Annotated in this window: 23 protein-coding genes; all 23 read left to right on the top strand. The window is 34.0% G+C overall.

The annotated features are described in order from the left end of the window. The first annotated feature begins 147 nt into the window (after positions 1-147). The 23 genes from J3495_RS13965 (at position 148) to J3495_RS13855 (ending at position 16651) form a co-directional block, all read left to right on the top strand. Positions 148-843, top strand: coding sequence for a transglutaminase-like domain-containing protein (locus J3495_RS13965; protein WP_210667154.1), 696 nt, complete (start codon positions 148-150; stop codon positions 841-843). Between the two features lie 11 nt (positions 844-854). Further along, entirely contained in the window at positions 855-1091 is a 237-nt protein-coding gene (locus J3495_RS13960; RefSeq protein ID WP_210667153.1) for a hypothetical protein, read from the top strand. Positions 1092-1095: 4 nt separating this feature from the next. Next, the gene (locus tag J3495_RS13955; protein ID WP_210667152.1) at positions 1096-1803 is read left to right on the top strand and encodes a hypothetical protein; all 708 of its coding nucleotides are present in this window, start codon (positions 1096-1098) and stop codon (positions 1801-1803) included. A gap of 11 nt (positions 1804-1814) precedes the next feature. Further along, positions 1815-2408 (top strand): hypothetical protein, encoded by a 594-nt coding sequence (locus J3495_RS13950; protein WP_210667151.1) that lies wholly within the window; start codon positions 1815-1817, stop codon positions 2406-2408. Positions 2409-2447: 39 nt separating this feature from the next. Next, positions 2448-3005 carry a hypothetical protein gene (locus tag J3495_RS13945; protein WP_210667150.1) on the top strand — a complete coding sequence of 186 codons (558 nt, stop codon included), beginning with the start codon at positions 2448-2450 and terminating at the stop codon, positions 3003-3005. A 58-nt stretch (positions 3006-3063) separates the two neighbouring features. Beyond that, positions 3064-3438, top strand: a complete 375-nt coding sequence (locus J3495_RS13940; protein ID WP_210667149.1) for a hypothetical protein — start codon at positions 3064-3066, stop codon at positions 3436-3438. Positions 3439-3440: 2 nt separating this feature from the next. Beyond that, on the top strand, positions 3441-3809 hold the full coding sequence (locus J3495_RS13935; RefSeq protein WP_210667148.1) for a hypothetical protein: 369 nt from the start codon (positions 3441-3443) through the stop codon (positions 3807-3809). Between the two features lies 1 nt (position 3810). Beyond that, the gene (locus J3495_RS13930; RefSeq protein ID WP_210667147.1) at positions 3811-4602 is read left to right on the top strand and encodes a hypothetical protein; all 792 of its coding nucleotides are present in this window, start codon (positions 3811-3813) and stop codon (positions 4600-4602) included. Beyond that, positions 4602-4796 (top strand): hypothetical protein, encoded by a 195-nt coding sequence (locus J3495_RS13925; protein WP_210667146.1) that lies wholly within the window; start codon positions 4602-4604, stop codon positions 4794-4796. The genes J3495_RS13930 and J3495_RS13925 overlap by 1 nt, the downstream gene beginning before the upstream one ends. Before the next feature lie 303 nt (positions 4797-5099). Then, positions 5100-5594 carry a hypothetical protein gene (locus tag J3495_RS13920; protein WP_210667145.1) on the top strand — a complete coding sequence of 165 codons (495 nt, stop codon included), beginning with the start codon at positions 5100-5102 and terminating at the stop codon, positions 5592-5594. 1 nt (position 5595) lies between these two features. After that, positions 5596-6018 (top strand): hypothetical protein, encoded by a 423-nt coding sequence (locus tag J3495_RS13915; protein ID WP_210667144.1) that lies wholly within the window; start codon positions 5596-5598, stop codon positions 6016-6018. Between the two features lies 1 nt (position 6019). Beyond that, positions 6020-6721 carry a peptidoglycan-binding domain-containing protein gene (locus J3495_RS13910; protein ID WP_210667143.1) on the top strand — a complete coding sequence of 234 codons (702 nt, stop codon included), beginning with the start codon at positions 6020-6022 and terminating at the stop codon, positions 6719-6721. Beyond that, positions 6721-6861 (top strand): hypothetical protein, encoded by a 141-nt coding sequence (locus J3495_RS13905; RefSeq protein WP_210667142.1) that lies wholly within the window; start codon positions 6721-6723, stop codon positions 6859-6861. Before J3495_RS13910 ends, J3495_RS13905 begins: the two co-directional genes overlap by 1 nt. Next, positions 6861-7547, top strand: a complete 687-nt coding sequence (locus tag J3495_RS13900) for a glycoside hydrolase family 19 protein (RefSeq protein WP_210667141.1) — start codon at positions 6861-6863, stop codon at positions 7545-7547. Before J3495_RS13905 ends, J3495_RS13900 begins: the two co-directional genes overlap by 1 nt. Positions 7548-7559: 12 nt before the next feature. Then, positions 7560-7916, top strand: coding sequence for a hypothetical protein (locus J3495_RS13895; RefSeq protein WP_210667140.1), 357 nt, complete (start codon positions 7560-7562; stop codon positions 7914-7916). A 110-nt stretch (positions 7917-8026) separates the two neighbouring features. Further along, the gene (locus J3495_RS13890) at positions 8027-8566 is read left to right on the top strand and encodes a hypothetical protein (RefSeq protein ID WP_210667139.1); all 540 of its coding nucleotides are present in this window, start codon (positions 8027-8029) and stop codon (positions 8564-8566) included. Next, positions 8560-9030: a hypothetical protein gene (locus J3495_RS13885; protein ID WP_210667138.1), complete on the top strand. Its 471-nt coding sequence runs from the start codon at positions 8560-8562 to the stop codon at positions 9028-9030. Before J3495_RS13890 ends, J3495_RS13885 begins: the two co-directional genes overlap by 7 nt. Before the next feature lies 1 nt (position 9031). Beyond that, positions 9032-11230 carry a zincin-like metallopeptidase domain-containing protein gene (locus tag J3495_RS13880; RefSeq protein WP_210667137.1) on the top strand — a complete coding sequence of 733 codons (2199 nt, stop codon included), beginning with the start codon at positions 9032-9034 and terminating at the stop codon, positions 11228-11230. 15 nt (positions 11231-11245) lie between these two features. Continuing rightward, a complete protein-coding gene (locus tag J3495_RS13875) occupies positions 11246-11410 on the top strand; it encodes a hypothetical protein (protein ID WP_210667182.1) in 165 nt (54 codons plus the stop codon). A 226-nt stretch (positions 11411-11636) separates the two neighbouring features. Beyond that, positions 11637-13562 carry an AAA family ATPase gene (locus J3495_RS13870; protein ID WP_210667136.1) on the top strand — a complete coding sequence of 642 codons (1926 nt, stop codon included), beginning with the start codon at positions 11637-11639 and terminating at the stop codon, positions 13560-13562. Positions 13563-13597: 35 nt separating this feature from the next. Next, a complete protein-coding gene (locus tag J3495_RS13865; RefSeq protein ID WP_210667135.1) occupies positions 13598-15736 on the top strand; it encodes a hypothetical protein in 2139 nt (712 codons plus the stop codon). Continuing rightward, entirely contained in the window at positions 15726-16022 is a 297-nt protein-coding gene (locus J3495_RS13860; protein ID WP_210667134.1) for a hypothetical protein, read from the top strand. The genes J3495_RS13865 and J3495_RS13860 overlap by 11 nt, the downstream gene beginning before the upstream one ends. Positions 16023-16066: 44 nt before the next feature. Continuing rightward, positions 16067-16651: a hypothetical protein gene (locus J3495_RS13855; protein ID WP_210667133.1), complete on the top strand. Its 585-nt coding sequence runs from the start codon at positions 16067-16069 to the stop codon at positions 16649-16651. The last annotated feature ends 19 nt before the right edge of the window (positions 16652-16670 follow it).

The following is a 16670-nucleotide window of genomic DNA, read 5'->3' as shown; positions in this document are numbered from 1 at the left end:
GAATTATGCTATTATACAATTGCAATTCTTATAATATTCAATTGCAATTAGATTGAATCAATCGAAATCACCGCTAACCTCCGTCAATCAACCTGACGGAGGTTTTTTATTTCAAAGATTTGTAAAAGAAAGTTACAGGATTTAGAAATGACAAAAGAAGAGATAAACGCAATTCTAAAACGCAGGATAAAAAACGGAGATGAGTTTAACCATTTAATTGAAAAGCCAAAGAATCAAAAAGTAAATCTTCAAAAGGGAGATACATTTTATTCGGTTTCAATAATGAGTGTTTGGGCGAAGACTTTTTATAAGCAGGTAGCCAAACTATCGCAGATTTTAAAAGGGGAAACCATTAAAGAAACGTGCGATAAGATACAATACTTCTTATTCTACGACATCCAGTATCAGGCTGATGGAGTGACGCAAAATATAAGAAGCCCTGCTAATAGTTGGTTCAACCGAAGAGAGGGAATTGATTGTAAAAGCTACTCGATTTTTGCCAGTTGCGTGTTACTGAATTTAGGGATTAAGCATTACATCAGGCAAATCAAACAGCCCAATTTTAATCCAAAGCTGTACACCCATGTTTACGTTGTAGTGCCGAATAATCAAACAAGCGGAAAACTGGACGATGGCTATTGTGTAATTGACGGCACAGTACAGAGTAACAAAGAACCAAATTATACAAGTAAAGAAGATGTTTTTATGAGTTTAAAATTGCCACACATCGGGCTTAATTGTCCAGTACCAAAAAAGGGATTAAAAGGTGCAACAAGGAAAACCAAAAGGAGTACAACAACCAAAAAAAGTAGTAAGGCTACAAGAGGAAGATTTCCTTTTTAAACAATAAGAGTATGATAATATTAGAAGAACAAACAGGGCTGAATGGGGGTTTAAATCGAGGTTTCTTTAAGAGATTCAATTTTAAGAATGCTATTAAAATGGCAGTTGCCCCGCATTTACTGATTCCAAAAAATAAAAGAGGAATGCTTATAAAAGGAGCATTAGCACCCCATTTATTGATGAAAAAACATCAAAGAAACAGATTAATCAAAGGCGCATTTGCACCACACACATTTTTAAAAAGATAAGTCTATGTTGATATTAGAAGAACAAGCAGGATTAAACGCTGGTTTGAATAAAGGATTCAAACTTGGCAAGATGCTCAAAAAGAACATCAGGTTAAAAAATATCTCTATAAAAAATGCCATTAAAGCAGGTAAAGTGATTGTTCCGATAGCCACTACTGCAATGAGTTTTTTCCCTGCTACTGCCCCCATTGGGATAGCTGCAAAAATTGCCAAAGCAGGGAAGTTCGCAAAAATAGCGGCTAAAGCGGGTAAGATTGGAAGAATTGCAATGAAAGTCAAAAAAATTGCAGGGACAAAAGTAGGTCAATTTGCTATGAATAATTTGATAAAACCTACTATTAAAAACGCCATTTCGGGTGGTGGTTCACAGCAGGTTTATGATGATGCGCCACAGGGAGAAGTGATGCAAAATGCCACTCCAACGCCACAGCAATTGGAAACCATTGCACAGGTTAAGGGAGTTTCTGCTGAAACTTTAACCTCTGATTCAGAGGCAAACGAAGCTTCGCCAAATGAAGCCCAATTGGAAGCTATTTCAAAGGTTAAAGACATTCCAATAGAGAATTTAAAAGAAGAGGTTGCCACTCAAAAAGAAATGGCAAAAAATGAAAGTGCTGCACCAACAGACAAGCCTAATTATACTATTCCGATAGTTATAGGTGTTGGTGTTGTGGGTGCGGTTCTACTAGCAACGAGTTCAAAAAGTAATTAATAAAAATAAAAATGAAACAGGAGTTAATAACAATTAGTTCTGCCGTTGCCGTAGGCGCACTCTCACGAGGACTTACAGGCACAATGACAGAGACATCTTCCAACACGGTAAAAGGTGTTGTCAATGGTGTGGTGGCTGTCGGAGCAGGGTTCTTGGCAGTAAAGGTAAAAGGGAGTGATAGCAAAAGTTCCCTTATGAGAGGTTCAGCAATTGGGGTTTCCATTGCGCACGGATTGGAAGTAGTAAAGAACATTTTTTCATCTGAAAAGATTGCCTCAAAACTGAGTTCAGATAGCGCAATGGGAAGATTTATGCAAAAAGCAGCGGGTCTTTCGGGAGCAGTAAACGGTTTAAATGGCTACATCGATGGCTATGGAAATTATCACGAAGACGGATTGGGCGGTTACATTGATGTAAATGGCAATTATGTAGAGGATGGTTTAAGTGGTTACGAGGAAGATGGACTAAACGGCTACTATGATGAAGCAGGAAACTATATCGAAGATGGTCTAGGTGCTTACGACGATGAAGACGGTTTGGGTGCTTATGAAGATGAAGACGGATTGGGAGCATACATCGATGAAAACGGAAATTACATTTTGTAGTCCAAAAAAGAAAAATTAAAAATATAATTCAAACAAAAAATGGAAAATAGAAATCCACAATTGCAAAGAGCAATCAAAGTTTTAGGAGCAAGACAACGTCAACACGCACAAGCGGTGCGACCACAGGCAACCAAATTAGTAGATAAAACATTTTATATCAATGTAAAAGTTGACGGAATGAGCGGAATTAACCAATTGGTTGATTCCAACACCAAGAAATTAGTTGGAGTAACCAATTTTGACGGAAACCTTTTGAACTCTGGGCGTGATGTTGTCATTGATTCAATCCGCACATTGTTTACTTCATCTGGAACATCGGTAGAAAATGCCAACTGGCAAAATACAGAAAGGATTCCTGCTGAATTACAAAATGCAGATATGAGGCTTATCCAAACTAACGATATGCTGATTGATCTGCCAATGACCGACACTCAAAACTTTAAGGATTCAGACCACAGACCTATCGCCACTACTCCGCTTTTAAGAGCAAAAGAAGAATTTAAAATAGAACTGGAATTTCCAAAAGGGGTTACAGTTCCAGTAGGAAAGCCACTTTTTATGAGATTGGAGTTTAGAGTAACAGAAGCAAAAAAATAGTATTCCAAAACCCCAAAAAGCCATAGTTCAAGGCTATGGCTTTTAAAATCCCAATGATATGAGACAAATTCAATACGTTGTAAAGGCAATAATTAAACCAGGAGAAAGTGATACATCGGTAAACTTTAAACTGCCTACAGGCTTTACAACTGGTGCAGCACTTTATACCAATGGCGTTGAGAAATCAATTAGCGCAATGGCATCCATTGAAATGAAAGACGATAACAGTATTGCCATTATCCCTTCGGTGCATATTGACAACTGGAGACAGTCAAACGGTGGCGAATATGAGAAGAGTTTCAAGCCTCTGAATTTCGATACAGGAAATAAGGATTACACTTTGATTTTTTCCTTAGATGAAGAACTTCAAACCAATATACCCTTAAAATTTCATGTGGTGTTTCTGTACAATAATAACGTTAAAAAAATGTAGCAATGTTTGTAGAATCGGCTTTTATAACAAAAGAATTTAGAGAAGAGCAAATCCCAGTATTAGAGAATGTTACTTCCCTTTGTGTTGTCAATAAAGGCACAAGCATTGCAACTATCAACGGAGTTGTAATACATCCAACCCAAAAGCAAATTTTGATTGTTCCTGATGGCACTTATTCAAAAGTTCAGCTAGTTGTAACTTACTCTAACACCAATATTAAAAGAGACATTCCCACAAAAAAGGAGAGAAATATTGAAATTGATGGAGACATCAAAATTTATGAAACCCTTAGAAGAGGCATTCCCATAAAAAAAGGCATTCGTATTTCTGGGCAAAACAAGATATTACTTATCTACAAGAAACTAATTTAAAATGGAGCAATTAGATGATTTGATGGATAAACTAAACAGCGACAAGTTTTGTGCTGTTACAGTTTATGACAGGGATACTTCCAAGCCGATTTTTCGCAATGTAACCCACGAACAAATAAAGAATGATTACGGTACAGCCGAAGAGTTTTTTGAGAAAGTTTTTGCCGATGGTTACAAAAAACTAACCCTACAGGAAAAGCGAAAAAATGGAGCGAATGCTTTTAAAATGGAGGGAGATACTTTCGATGTGAGTTTTGGAAATACTACTGAAGCAGCACCAAAACAAACCTCCAAAAAGAAGAAAAAAAAGAAAATGAAAAGCGGACTGATGGGACTAGGAATGACTGAAATTTTCGATTTGAAAATGCAAGCCTATGACAGAGGGGAACTCGCTAGAAAACTGGAGGAATCGGAAAAGGAAAACAAGGAACTCAAAGCCAAAAACGAGGCACTCAATGAGGAGAAGTTACAAAAACGATATACCAAAGAGAGCAACGACAGTTTAAACAATATGCTTTTGGGAGTGGTAAAACAAGCCCCGATTATTTTAAAAGGACTGGGTTTTAACGTGCCAGTTGAAGCAACTGGTTTGGGTCTTGCCTCTGCCGATGATATTGAAAATGAGGCTCATTCAGAGACAAAGAAATCATTTTTGGAAACCATAAAAACCCTTGATGATGATACGATTGCACTTTTACAGGTCATCTATCAAAAAATCAATGAGAAAAGTGAGAACAATGTTTTCTCACAGGAATTATTTGAACTATTACAAAAACATCAAATGCTGGTATAATGAGCGCAATGACCATAAAAACAAAGGAAACAAACCCTTTCAAATTACAGAAAAAGACAAAACTGATTGAACAATTAGCGGATTTGGATAATGAGGTTTTGGAGAAGTTGGTAGAACTTAAAAACTCCCAAAAAGCAATTGCAATGGTTACAGATGCACAGAGTTGGCAAACCATAAAAGAGTTCATAATGTAGTTGGAGTAGCTTGTCTGTAAGCTCCATTTACAGGCAGGCGAAACAACTCTTAAAATAGCATTGGGTTGGTGCGTAGGATTAGAAGTGTCCATCGCTTAATGAGTGTGTAATAACAGAGCCGAGATTAAAACTAAACAGAGGTTGATGTAGCGTATTAACAACATTGGAATATGTGACCTATTTATAGCAGGTGATAGTCCTGAAAATTTTAAAAAACAATACTTCAACATTGAAAAGAACCTTGCAAAAGGAGTGAAATAGATTCTCTGTTTAGTTTAACCAATGCCAATAACGAAAATGACAATGAAAAAGCAAGGTTTACATAATCCCGCAATAATGGCTGTCGCTTCATCCCCACAAGGACAAAAGGCAATTGGCAATGCTCTTGATAACGCAAACAGTACAGTAAATGCTACGGCTTCAATAGTAAAGGGAGTTCTCAAAACAGGTTTTTTTCTAGGAGTTGGCTATTTCGTTTACAAGAAAGTTTTTAATGGCTTTTCCAAACTAAGTGAAGACCGAAGAGAGAAACCAAGCAATATCTCAAGCGGAATGGCAAAGAACAAAGCCGAAGCTATTTTTAGCGCAATGTACGGTTTAGGCAATGGGTTTAAATCGGTTAAGCAAAATCTTATAGGGGTTAATCACAATGGATTTATCAGAATTTATAATGAGTTTGGACAGCGAAAAGGCATCAATCCATTATCGAAAAAAATGACAATGATAGAATGGTTTTCAGACCAGTTTAATCCAAGCGAACTGATGGAATTACGCTTTTTAATACCACACTTTTTTTAAGATGGAGACAACTAAAATAATCCCTATCACGATAGGACTTGCAGGATTGGGAATTATGCTTTTTGCGGTTTCGCAAACCAGTAAAAACAAAAAAGCAGGTATGTATTTGGATTCCAGTTCCACCGATTCGAGTTTCAACGCTAAAGAAGTGGCAACAATGCTCTATGATGCAATGAAAGAAGCCAATTTCACTAATACTGAAAAACGTAAAACTATTTTCACGGCTCTTACTGGAGTAACTGAAGCGCAATTTTCAAAAGTGATTACAGCCTTTGGAAATAGATACTATAACACCCTAACAGGCAACACCTACTTTGCTCTTTGGCAAACTCCGACAAAACATCCTTTAAAGGTTTGGCTCAGTGAGGAATTAAGCAAAGAAGATTACCAATTATTAAAATCAAATTATCCTAAACAATTATAAAATGACCACAGAAGATAAATTATGGATTGGTGGCGGTATAGCCCTAGCGGTTGGTGGTGGTGTCTATTATTTTGTTCAAAAAGCGAGTGATAAAAAGCAGGAATATTTTGAAGAACCAATAGAGCCAGTAGTAACCATAAAAACACCAACATTGGCTACCAATCCAATCAAGGTACAAACTTCAGTAAAAACTCAAACGCCAGTCAAAGCTCCAGTTGTAGCCGATAGTTTCAGATACAGTATCGGACAGGAAGTAATGGCAACAGGATTTTATGGAACAAAAACCTATGACGCAAGGAAAATGGCTGATGGTAATTATACCAGCGAGGGAATTAGAAAAGCCACTTTTAAAAAAGGCGATAAAATCGGAACTATTATTTGGGTTGGACTTCGACCAGATGGAACGTACCGCTATGTGGTGCAACGAAACGGTTTGCTTCTCAATGATATTTATTGGATTGCCGACCACGATGTAATAAAACCAGTTGGCAAAATATATCCTACCGTTTCAGCAGTTAACACATCAAATCAATCAAGCATCGATAAAAACAAATTGCTGAAAAAAGGAAGCAAGGGATTGGAAGTAAGAGCCTTGCAAACATTACTGAAAATAAAGGTTGACGGAGATTTTGGGCGCAATACTGAAAACGCATTATACACACAGAAAAAGGTTAAACAAATCAAACTAAATGACTTTAAGTAATGAGTACAAACGCAACATTATGGCTTTCACTAGCAGTAGCAGGGATTTTGGTTGTTGCCACTTTAGATGATGCAAAAGCTCCCGAAGTTATAAAGGAAGAGGACAAGCCAAAAACAGAACCTAAAAAAGTAGTATTGTAATGGATTTTTTACTCACAAACAGCATCACATTTTTGAGCATCTTTAATAAATATGCCATCAATACCCCAAGACGGATTGCCCATTTTTTGGCGCAACTTCACGAGGAAAGTGGCGGATTTATAAAGTTCAATGAAAGTTTGAATTACACCCCGCAGGGACTAATTAAAACTTTCGGAACTAATCAGATTTCGGTTGCACAGGCAAACCTTTACGGAAGAACGGCGAAGCAAAAAGCCAACCAACAAGCCATTGCCAATATTGTGTATGGTGGCAATTGGGGAAAGATAAATTTAGGCAATACGCTGGTTGGCGATGGTTGGCGTTTTCGAGGTCGTGGATTAATTCAATTAACAGGAAGAGCCAATTACCAAGCCTATAAAGACTATTCGGGGCATGATGTTATTGCCAATCCTGATTTGGCTTCAAGACCTGATATAGCCATTGATATAGCGGGTTGGTTTTGGTCGGTGCGATTTAAACTAAATCCGATTGCCGATACCAACAATATCAATTCCATAACAAAAAAGATAAACGGGGGCTTAACCAACTTGGATGAAAGAGTAAAACAACTCAACCATTACATCACCATTGATACACTAGGGATATTAAAAAAAAAAGTCAAGACAAAATTCCTACTTAATCCCTATTACAATTTTTGGTCTGGGTTCTTGCATCTTGATTACTAAACTATACAAACAATGACAAAACAGCAAATTTGGGAATGGTTCGCCAACCATTCCAAACAAATATTAGATTTTCTTTTATTTCTAGCCTTAGTTAGTATGGGAGCATTTGTTAAGATACTAAAACAAGTTAGACAGGGAGCAAAAGCCTCTTGGAAATGGTTTTTAGCCGAAGCCATCGTTTCATTTTTCGTGGCTTTGTTGGTGTATGGTTTCTTTGACCAGTTCATGCAGACAAGCACACTCTTTACTTATGTGGTTTGCGCTTGGTGCGGTTCTTTTTCTACCATTTTTCACAAAAGAATGGAAGATTTATTGGGGGCAATTTTCGACAAGCTAAAACAATTAATAAGTGAAAAGAAATCTCTTTAATAAAATCGTCGGAGCAGTTAGTATTTACTATGATATTGATTTGTTTCAGATAATTGAAGCAGGCGAAATAGTATTCTACAAAATAAAAATAACTTTTATAAATATCAAAAATGAAAACGACAATCACTAAATTTTTAATACTGACATTACTTTCTTTGGTTTTCATCAGTTGTTCTTCAGCTAAAAAATATAAAGCCGAAAACACGACTCTCAAAAGTGAAATTCAGAAAAGAGACAGCCTAAAAACTGTAATTATTAATCAGGCGATTGATGATAAACTTATTACTCCAGTTGTTCAAAGCAATACAGGAAACCGAGAACTTGACAGCCTTGTTAATGCTAAGGTTGATGAAATCCTATCAAAACTAAATACTTCAAAGGATTCGGGAGATAACAGCTATAAACTGATTTATGATAAACTAGCCAAACAACTAGAGTTTTACTCGAAAATGGCACAAACTAAAAACGAGAATTCAACCACCAAAACCAGTAATGATAAAACAATCATTCAGATAAAAAAGATTCCTGTCGTGACTGAAAAGCCATTATCAAAATTGGAGAAATTTTTAATTGGATTGGGAATTTTAACGCTGCTGTTTTTAGGTTATAAAACGGTTGTTTTCATCAAAAATAAAACAAGTCTATGTTAATAAAAGCAAAGCATATTGTCATTACTGGCGCACTTGTGGGCGTTGGTTTATTATGGTACAAAAACAAGGTAAATAAGTGGAGAGAAACTATGGGTAAACTAAAAGCATTACCGACTGGATTTAGAAATTTCGACATCAATTTTAAGCGGATGCGCTTCACTATAGATGTAACACTTTTTAATCCCACCAATGAAAATTTCAGCCCCGATGGTGTTATTGCAGTAGTCAAAAGAATTGTCCTTAAAGACAAGACAGCCAAAAGGATTGCAACGATTATGGTAAACAAATCCTTTGTTTCAGTTCCCGCCAAAGGCAAGTTTATATTAAAGGATTTGGTTGTTGAGATTCCAATACTGGAGAACCTTTCTAATATGGAAAGTTTAATAAAAATCACAGGAATAAAAGACATTCAAATTGAAACCATTTTAGGGGTTTTAGGCAAAGAATATTCAATCATTCAATAGTATGGATTTAATAACATCATTTAATAATCTCAACGGAAAACAAGTTTCCCGAAGCGCACTAAAAAAACTTTTGGCAAGAGCTAAAAAGCAAAATCATGCGCTTATTTCAAAACGCATCACAAACGTTTTAAAGCAAAATAATGATTCTGTTTTCACTATTGAAATAAATGACTTTATTACTGAATTAGGGTTAAGTGGCGCAGAACAAAGTATCATTTTACCGACTTTGGAATATCAATCCGAACCCGATACAGAGGGCGGTTTAAATGGTGTTTCTCCCGATGATATTTACAGCTATATAACAGATTTGATTATCAATACCATTGAGAAAGTTGGGCATTTGCCTTGGCAAAAGGAATGGGTCGGTTCAGGAGCTGATGGAACAGCCAGGAATTATGTAAGCAAGAAAGAATATACTGGAGCAAATTTCCTGTTGAATTTCGATGTAAGATTTGATGAAGACGGTAAAGGGTATTTAGTGCCGATAAAATTTATACAACCCTACTATTTAACCTTCAATCAAATCAGAGAAACCAAAGCATCATTAAAAAAAGATAGTAAAGCAAGACGTGTGATTTACTATACTATGATTTTTAATTATGATAACGGAACACTAAAATTTAAAACTACTGACAAGGCAAAGTTTACCGAGTTTGTAAAATCTCACGGACTAACAAAAGAAGATTTAAAGGCGCATCTAGTGAAAATTCCAGTAATTAAATATTACAATGTTTTCAGAGCCGATGATTGTACAGGATTAAAATTTCCAAGCGATAAAACAGATAGTAAAAAGGTTAATCCGATAGAACAGGCGCAGGTACTTATTGACGGATATAAAAACCCGCCTGCCTATACTTTTGTTGGAGACAAGGCTTATTATCAACCTGCCACCGACACACTAAATATGCCTAAAATAACTGCCTTTAACAAAGAGGCATCTTATTACTGCACCTACTTTCATGAGCTGACCCATTCGACAGGAGCAGTAAAACGATTAGGTAGAGATTTCTCCGGAAAATTTGGCAGTAAAAATTATGCTTATGAGGAACTTATTGCGGAATTGGGAGCAGTTTTTTTATGCTCGGAAGCAGGAATATTGTTTCAGACGAAAGAAAACTCGGCAAAATATCTTAAAAACTGGAACAGAGTTTTAGTGAGTGAACTAGAGAACGATAACCGTTTTTTCCTCAAAGCTTCAGCACAATCTCAAAAGGCAGTCAATTATATTTTGAATAGAAACTCCGATAGCGAAAAAGATGAAGAAGAGGAAAAAAACACAGCACCAGTAAAAAAAGTTGTTGTAAAAATGCCAGTAAAGAAACCTGCTAAAATCAAAGCTAAAAGCAAAACCAAACAGGGTGAGCAGTTGGATTTGTTCGCAGGATTGGGAGCAAGAGCCAAAACAAAAAAAGCAACTGAAGTAAAGAAAAAACAAGTTAAACCAGTAACAAAAAACACACCAACGAGGGTAAGTACAAGACACCCAAATTTGGATCAGAATAAAAGTTTAAATCAATTAGAGAAATTAGGCTTTGTTTCCGCAAGTTCAGCACCAAAAGAAGCTAAAGATGTTTTTGTATTGGGTGGAGAGATTGGGAAGTTTTTACAGAAACAACAACCTCACAAGGCACTAATTCTTATTAAAGGAAACAAGCACAGTTCAAAATCACAGTTGGCAATGCAAATCGCTAATGCTTTTGGAGAAGAGCAAACGCCAGTTGCCTACATTGATTATGAGCAAGGCGGAATTGAAAGTAAAGACACCTTAGACAGCATTAACCGAAATACAACCGAGAAAGGAAGACTGTACATAGCTATAAAAGGTTATTTAGAAAAACCCTTTCAGGAATTACAGGATTTCTGTAAAGTGGTTAAAGTCATTATTGCGGATTCTGTTACGGATTTAAAAATTACAGCCGACCAGTTGAATTTTTTAAGAACCACTTACCCAAAAGTAATTTGGTGTTTTATATCTCAAGTAAAAGAAAATGGGGCGATGTATGGCGGTAATAAGATGGCTCACAACCCTACTTCGGTTATTCATTGTTCCTCGCATCAAGACCCTAAACAAAGGTTTGCAACATTGGAAAAAAACAGAGGCAATGACCTCACTTTAAAATACTCGATGTATTACAAAAAAGTAGTAAATCAATCAACAGAATCAAAAAGTAAAAGAAAATTGTCGTTTAAAGTTAAATAATTAAAATTCAAAATCATGGTAAGTAAAAAAGCAAAGCCGAAAAGTAAAAAGAGAATCTCAGCAAAAAAATTGTGTAGCAGAGTAATTGTTCGAGAAGGCGTTAAAAAAGACGGAACATTAAAGAAAGGGTATCGCTATATCAAGGGTGGTAGAGTAGTTAAGGCAAAAGCTAAAAAATAGTTTTTAATTGTTGTTTAATGAAAGCCGTGTTACAGAATTGTAGCACGGCTTTTTGCATTTTAATTATTTCAGAACATTTTGAAGTTATTGCTATAATAATCACATTATTTGTAGTAATTTTGAGTTAATTTTTTATTTTTTCTGATAAAATCTATAATTTATTTCCACGTTATAAAAATATCGAGGCAGTAAATTACGAAGCACAACTATAAAAACAAACTAAACTATGACAATGATTAAGTTAACTCAAGTAACTATTGATAAATATAAAAGTATTCAAAAAAAGCAAGTTGTGGATATTGATTCAGCTATAACTACAATTGTCGGAATGAATGAGGCTGGAAAAACTTCTTTTTTAACAGCACTTGCAAAGACCAATTATTTTACTGTGGATTCCGATTTTGAATTTGATATTACTCAAGATTATCCTAGAAATGAATTAATTGACTTTCAGCATGGTGATGAAGATTCTGATATAATTAGTTGTAAATATGAAATTTCGCCTGAACTTTTAAAAGAAATTGAAGATGAATTTGGTAAAGGCGTTTTTACTGTTAAGGAATTTAGTTATACAATTCATTATAAAGCCAAAGCAAATACATTTACTGGAATTTCAGCTAACCTTAAAAAGTTCCTAGAAGTTGAAGTTGAAAAATATGAGTTATCTCCTGAAACAAAAGAATTAATAAAAAAAACGACTTCCTTAGATGAAGCTTCAAAAATTGTAGGCGTAGAAGCTGATGCAGATTTACCAGTTTTCAAAGTAGCCATTAAAAAAATCATTGATGGAGCATACCCAACTTGGGAAAATGCACTCGCGGGATATATAGGACAACAATGGATAAAAACAAAGATGCCAAAGTTTTGGTACTTCGATGACTACTACCCGCTTCGTGGTAAAATAAACATCAATACATTAATTAATGAGCCTCCAACAAGTGAGAAAGATAAAACATCAAAAGCTTTATTTGAATTAGCAAGAATCAAACCCGAAGATATATTAAATGCAACCGAAGAAGAATATGAAAAGTATATTGCTCTTTTGGAAGCGTCATCTAACAAAATTACTTCTGAAATTTTTAAATATTGGTCAACAAATAAAAACCTTGATATTGAATTTAAAATCCAAAACACTACCAATAAACAAGGTCAACCAGAAAAAATTCTTGACATCAGGGTTAAAAGCCAACGTCATAAAATTACATTGCCATTGGACAGACGAAGCAAAGGATTTAATTGGTTTTTTTCGTTTATAATTTGGTTTAGCAAAATTCAAGCAGATAAAAATTCTGACTATATTTTACTCCTTGATGAACCTGGACTAAATTTGCACGCTTCAGCTCAAGCTGATTTACTTCGCTTCTTTGATGACCTATCAAAAAAATATCAAATTATTTACACAACACATTCACCATTTATGGTAGAAACGGAACATTTAGATAGAGTTAGAACGTGTTTTGAAACAGAAGATGGAACTATCATTTCTGATTCAATACAAGAAAAAGACCCGAATACTTTATTCCCGCTTCAAGCAGCACTAGGTTATGACATTGCTCAAAATTTGTTTGTTTCAAAAAATAATTTACTCGTAGAAGGTCCAGCGGATTTAATTTATTTAACTGTTCTTTCTTCTGTTTTGGAAACTGAAAAGAGAACTTTTTTAAATGAAAACATCACGATAGTTCCAGTTGGTGGTTTAGATAAAGTGACTACTTTCATATCTTTATTAAGAGGGTCAAAACTTAATGTTGCTTGTTTGCTCGATACATTTACAGATCAAAAAGGAAAACAAAAAGTTGAAGATTTGGTAATGCACAAAATTATTAAGGATAAAAATATTAGATTTTTTAATGAATTTACAGACAACGGCAAATCAGTTGCTGATATAGAAGACCTTTTTGATAAAGAAGAATATTTAAAATTATTCAATTTAGCATTTGACAAAGAATATTCAGAAATTAAGTTAGCAGATTTAGACAATAGCCTAGATACAATTCTTAAACAAATCAATAAGGTAATTAATAAGCCTAGATTTAATCATTATCGACCTGCCAATAAATTAAATCAATTAGGGGTTGATAAAAATTATTTTAAACCAACAACACTTGATAAATTTGAAAAAATGTTTGTCGAAATCAACAAGTTATTTTAATTTATTACTGCTTAGTATTCATTAACCTTACAATTATGAAAATAGATATACACGTTCATACCCGAAAGGTTAAATCTGGAGATGCTGAAACTAGAAATATTGCAGTTGATAGATTTGGTGAAATTATAAAAAACACAGATGTCAGAATACTAGCAATTACTAACCATAATCATTTTGATTTAAAACAATTTGAAGAACTTAGGGATGAAGTTGCAGATAGTTGTCAAATTTGGCCAGGAATCGAATTAGACATTTTAGAAAATGGTAAGAGAGCACATCTACTAGTAATTGCAAATCCACAAAATTCTACACAGTTTAACGACAGAGCTAATAAAATTTTATTAGGTAACAGTCCAGATACTTTTACTATTTCTCTCAAGGAAACTGTTGAGGCTTTTGAAGATTTAGATTGTATATATATTGCTCATTATTTTGTTAAGAAACCTAATCTTGGAGATAAAGAAATTGAAATTTTGACCCAATTAATCCCAAATCCGAAAAGAATATTAAAGGAAGCTACTAATTCAATCTCCGCTGGGATTTATATAAGTCATGGTCATAATTCGATTTATGGCTCGGATGTACATAATTGGGACGATTACATAAATATTTCAAAAGAATTACCAGAATTGAGATTGCCTGTAGAAAGTTTTGAACAATTTTGTCTTTTACTTGAAAAGGATGAAGCAACAATTAATACTCTTTTAAACAAAAAAGTTAAAGAAAACATTGAAATTGCACCATTTTCAGCGGCTGAACTAATACGATTGGACATATACAATGATATTAATATTTTGTTTGGTTCTAAAGGAACTGGGAAAACAGAAATACTTGAAGCATTATCTAAATATTTTAATGCTAAAGGTCATAAAACGAATGTATATAAATCTAATGATTTGCATCTGAATGATGTCTTTGATGTCAAAGGGAGCAATTTCAGCATCGATATTTCCCAATTACAAATTGATGAATGCACATCTGAAATTGAATTCATCAAAGAAGTTACAGAAGAAGAAGTTACAAGTCTTTCTAAATATTTTCTTCATTTTTCAAATCAAGAGACAAATAAAATTTCGCAAACACTTAAAATAAAAAATATTACTAAGCTTGACGAATCTCAACCTATTAGAAAATTGGATGAGGTTTACTCAATATTATCAAAGTTTAGAGAATTTAAAATCTATATAGAATCGAACGAAAAACTTAACGAATATATTGATATTGAATACATAGACGAATTAATTGTTGTTATTGAAAAAATAATATTAAAGCTCAATTCCGAAACTGAAAATACGTTTTTCAATTCCCGAAGTATAAATTTGCTAAACAACATAATTGAAGTATTTACAACTGAAATTTCAAAAAAAACTGGACAACCTCAGAAACCAACAAAAACTGGATTTGCAGAATACGCAAGTAATAGAATCAAAATAGAAATTGCGACTAATAAAATATTGACTAACATAAACCATAAAATTTCCGCCATTGATGCTTACATCGGAAGCCTTGGAGTAAAAGGGGAGTTATATTGTCAAACTAATCTAACTATACAAAATGGGGCATTTACCGATAGTAGCTATACTACTGTTCAAAATGTTAAAAAAACTCCTCAGAAAGAATTCGTAAAAGCAATTATTTCAATTTCAAAACACATTTATTCTAATATGCTATTTGAAAAAATAGCCGAAATGAATGAGGTTGAAAGTGTGGAAACCATTCAAAATTTGAGCGATTTATTGCTTTTCTACCGACATTTTTCACTAAATGGTAAATTGTACCAACCCTCAAATGGAGAGTCTTCAATGATTTTATTACACAAAGAATTACAAGATGACAAAGATATTTATCTTATCGATGAGCCGGAAAAAAGCTTAGGTAATGATTATATTAATGATGTAATTGTTCCTTTGCTAAAAGAAAAAGCATTATTAGGTAAAAAAGTTATTATTGCAACTCACGATGCCAACATTGCAGTGAGAACCTTACCCTATAATTCTATTTATCGTCTTCATGACGCTAATCAATATTTTACTTTAACAGGAAATCCATTTTCAAATACTTTGAAATGTATTTATGGGACAAGACCAGACTTAGATTGGAAAGAAATTAGTATGAAAACATTAGAAGGAGGCAAAGAAGCCTTCGGCGAAAGAGGAAAAATTTATGGAAACTAACAGAGCAACAATTAGACGTGAAGAACAAAATACTCATTTGATATTGCAAGTTAACACAGAAGAGTTTGAAATTATTCTAACTGATGATAACCCTAATAACGTTAAAGATGTTTTTAATAAACTTCTTAAAGAACTAAAAAATGGGTTATTTCAATTTAAACTAGAAGATGAAACAGAAGATTTGTATCACAATATTTGTAAGGAATATTTAATACAATTAAATAGCGAAATTTCAAGTGTTTTTAAAGAGTTAGAGGACTATGAATTATTAGAAGACCTCCTTTAATACAAAAATAAAACATCAATATAAAAACACTTAAAATGTAAAACATGGGACTAATGGTTCATAGTTTGGAAGGAATGCCTGAAGAACACAGTAGAGATTACTTTATTTATTTACTTGATTATGGTTGGCAAGAGCCGTTAAGCGAAATCTTGATGAAGAACTTCGGACAAATGGCTACGTTAGCTTCAGAACAAAAGAATGCAGTTGTAATTATGAAAACTGATGCAGGTGTTCATTTTAGCGATGAAGTATTATCTTGGCATAACATCAATGGTGACGATGTAGATAAAAATGAATTATTACCTGCCATATTAGTAACAAATAGACACCCTGCGGAATTTAGAAAACGCTCTAATAATTCTGATGAGGAAAAATTAGAATCTAATTTAAAACTCATATTATTCCCTTTAAAAAAGTATTGTGAAAATTCAACTGAAGTAGTGTCGTTAATTCAAACTATATTTTCAAAAATCAAGCAAGGTCAAGATTTAGATGATTTCAAAATAATCAGTAAGAAGAAAAAAGGCATTGGAGGTGCGATAGCAGATTCAATAATTCTTGAACCAAATATTGCAGGCTTAGGGTTTAATTTTAACACCCTAATTAATTATTTTAGAGAAACTAAATAAAATAGAATCCACATAGTAA

The sequence above is a fragment of the Flavobacterium geliluteum genome (assembly GCF_017948595.1).
Taxonomy (GTDB): domain Bacteria; phylum Bacteroidota; class Bacteroidia; order Flavobacteriales; family Flavobacteriaceae; genus Flavobacterium; species Flavobacterium flavipigmentatum.
This window is presented reverse-complemented; position numbering and strand designations above follow the sequence as displayed.

Bases quoted from the DNA above. Each gene is read 5' to 3' on its own strand.
- J3495_RS13965 (WP_210667154.1), top strand. From the start codon at position 148: ATGACAAAAGAAGAGATAAACGCAATTCTAAAACGCAGGATAAAAAAC.
- J3495_RS13960 (WP_210667153.1), top strand. From the start codon at position 855: ATGATAATATTAGAAGAACAAACAGGGCTGAATGGGGGTTTAAATCGA.
- J3495_RS13955 (WP_210667152.1), top strand. From the start codon at position 1,096: ATGTTGATATTAGAAGAACAAGCAGGATTAAACGCTGGTTTGAATAAA.
- J3495_RS13950 (WP_210667151.1), top strand. From the start codon at position 1,815: ATGAAACAGGAGTTAATAACAATTAGTTCTGCCGTTGCCGTAGGCGCA.
- J3495_RS13945 (WP_210667150.1), top strand. From the start codon at position 2,448: ATGGAAAATAGAAATCCACAATTGCAAAGAGCAATCAAAGTTTTAGGA.
- J3495_RS13940 (WP_210667149.1), top strand. From the start codon at position 3,064: ATGAGACAAATTCAATACGTTGTAAAGGCAATAATTAAACCAGGAGAA.
- J3495_RS13935 (WP_210667148.1), top strand. From the start codon at position 3,441: ATGTTTGTAGAATCGGCTTTTATAACAAAAGAATTTAGAGAAGAGCAA.
- J3495_RS13930 (WP_210667147.1), top strand. From the start codon at position 3,811: ATGGAGCAATTAGATGATTTGATGGATAAACTAAACAGCGACAAGTTT.
- J3495_RS13925 (WP_210667146.1), top strand. From the start codon at position 4,602: ATGAGCGCAATGACCATAAAAACAAAGGAAACAAACCCTTTCAAATTA.
- J3495_RS13920 (WP_210667145.1), top strand. From the start codon at position 5,100: ATGAAAAAGCAAGGTTTACATAATCCCGCAATAATGGCTGTCGCTTCA.
- J3495_RS13915 (WP_210667144.1), top strand. From the start codon at position 5,596: ATGGAGACAACTAAAATAATCCCTATCACGATAGGACTTGCAGGATTG.
- J3495_RS13910 (WP_210667143.1), top strand. From the start codon at position 6,020: ATGACCACAGAAGATAAATTATGGATTGGTGGCGGTATAGCCCTAGCG.
- J3495_RS13905 (WP_210667142.1), top strand. From the start codon at position 6,721: ATGAGTACAAACGCAACATTATGGCTTTCACTAGCAGTAGCAGGGATT.
- J3495_RS13900 (WP_210667141.1), top strand. From the start codon at position 6,861: ATGGATTTTTTACTCACAAACAGCATCACATTTTTGAGCATCTTTAAT.
- J3495_RS13895 (WP_210667140.1), top strand. From the start codon at position 7,560: ATGACAAAACAGCAAATTTGGGAATGGTTCGCCAACCATTCCAAACAA.
- J3495_RS13890 (WP_210667139.1), top strand. From the start codon at position 8,027: ATGAAAACGACAATCACTAAATTTTTAATACTGACATTACTTTCTTTG.
- J3495_RS13885 (WP_210667138.1), top strand. From the start codon at position 8,560: ATGTTAATAAAAGCAAAGCATATTGTCATTACTGGCGCACTTGTGGGC.
- J3495_RS13880 (WP_210667137.1), top strand. From the start codon at position 9,032: ATGGATTTAATAACATCATTTAATAATCTCAACGGAAAACAAGTTTCC.
- J3495_RS13875 (WP_210667182.1), top strand. From the start codon at position 11,246: ATGGTAAGTAAAAAAGCAAAGCCGAAAAGTAAAAAGAGAATCTCAGCA.
- J3495_RS13870 (WP_210667136.1), top strand. From the start codon at position 11,637: ATGACAATGATTAAGTTAACTCAAGTAACTATTGATAAATATAAAAGT.
- J3495_RS13865 (WP_210667135.1), top strand. From the start codon at position 13,598: ATGAAAATAGATATACACGTTCATACCCGAAAGGTTAAATCTGGAGAT.
- J3495_RS13860 (WP_210667134.1), top strand. From the start codon at position 15,726: ATGGAAACTAACAGAGCAACAATTAGACGTGAAGAACAAAATACTCAT.
- J3495_RS13855 (WP_210667133.1), top strand. From the start codon at position 16,067: ATGGGACTAATGGTTCATAGTTTGGAAGGAATGCCTGAAGAACACAGT.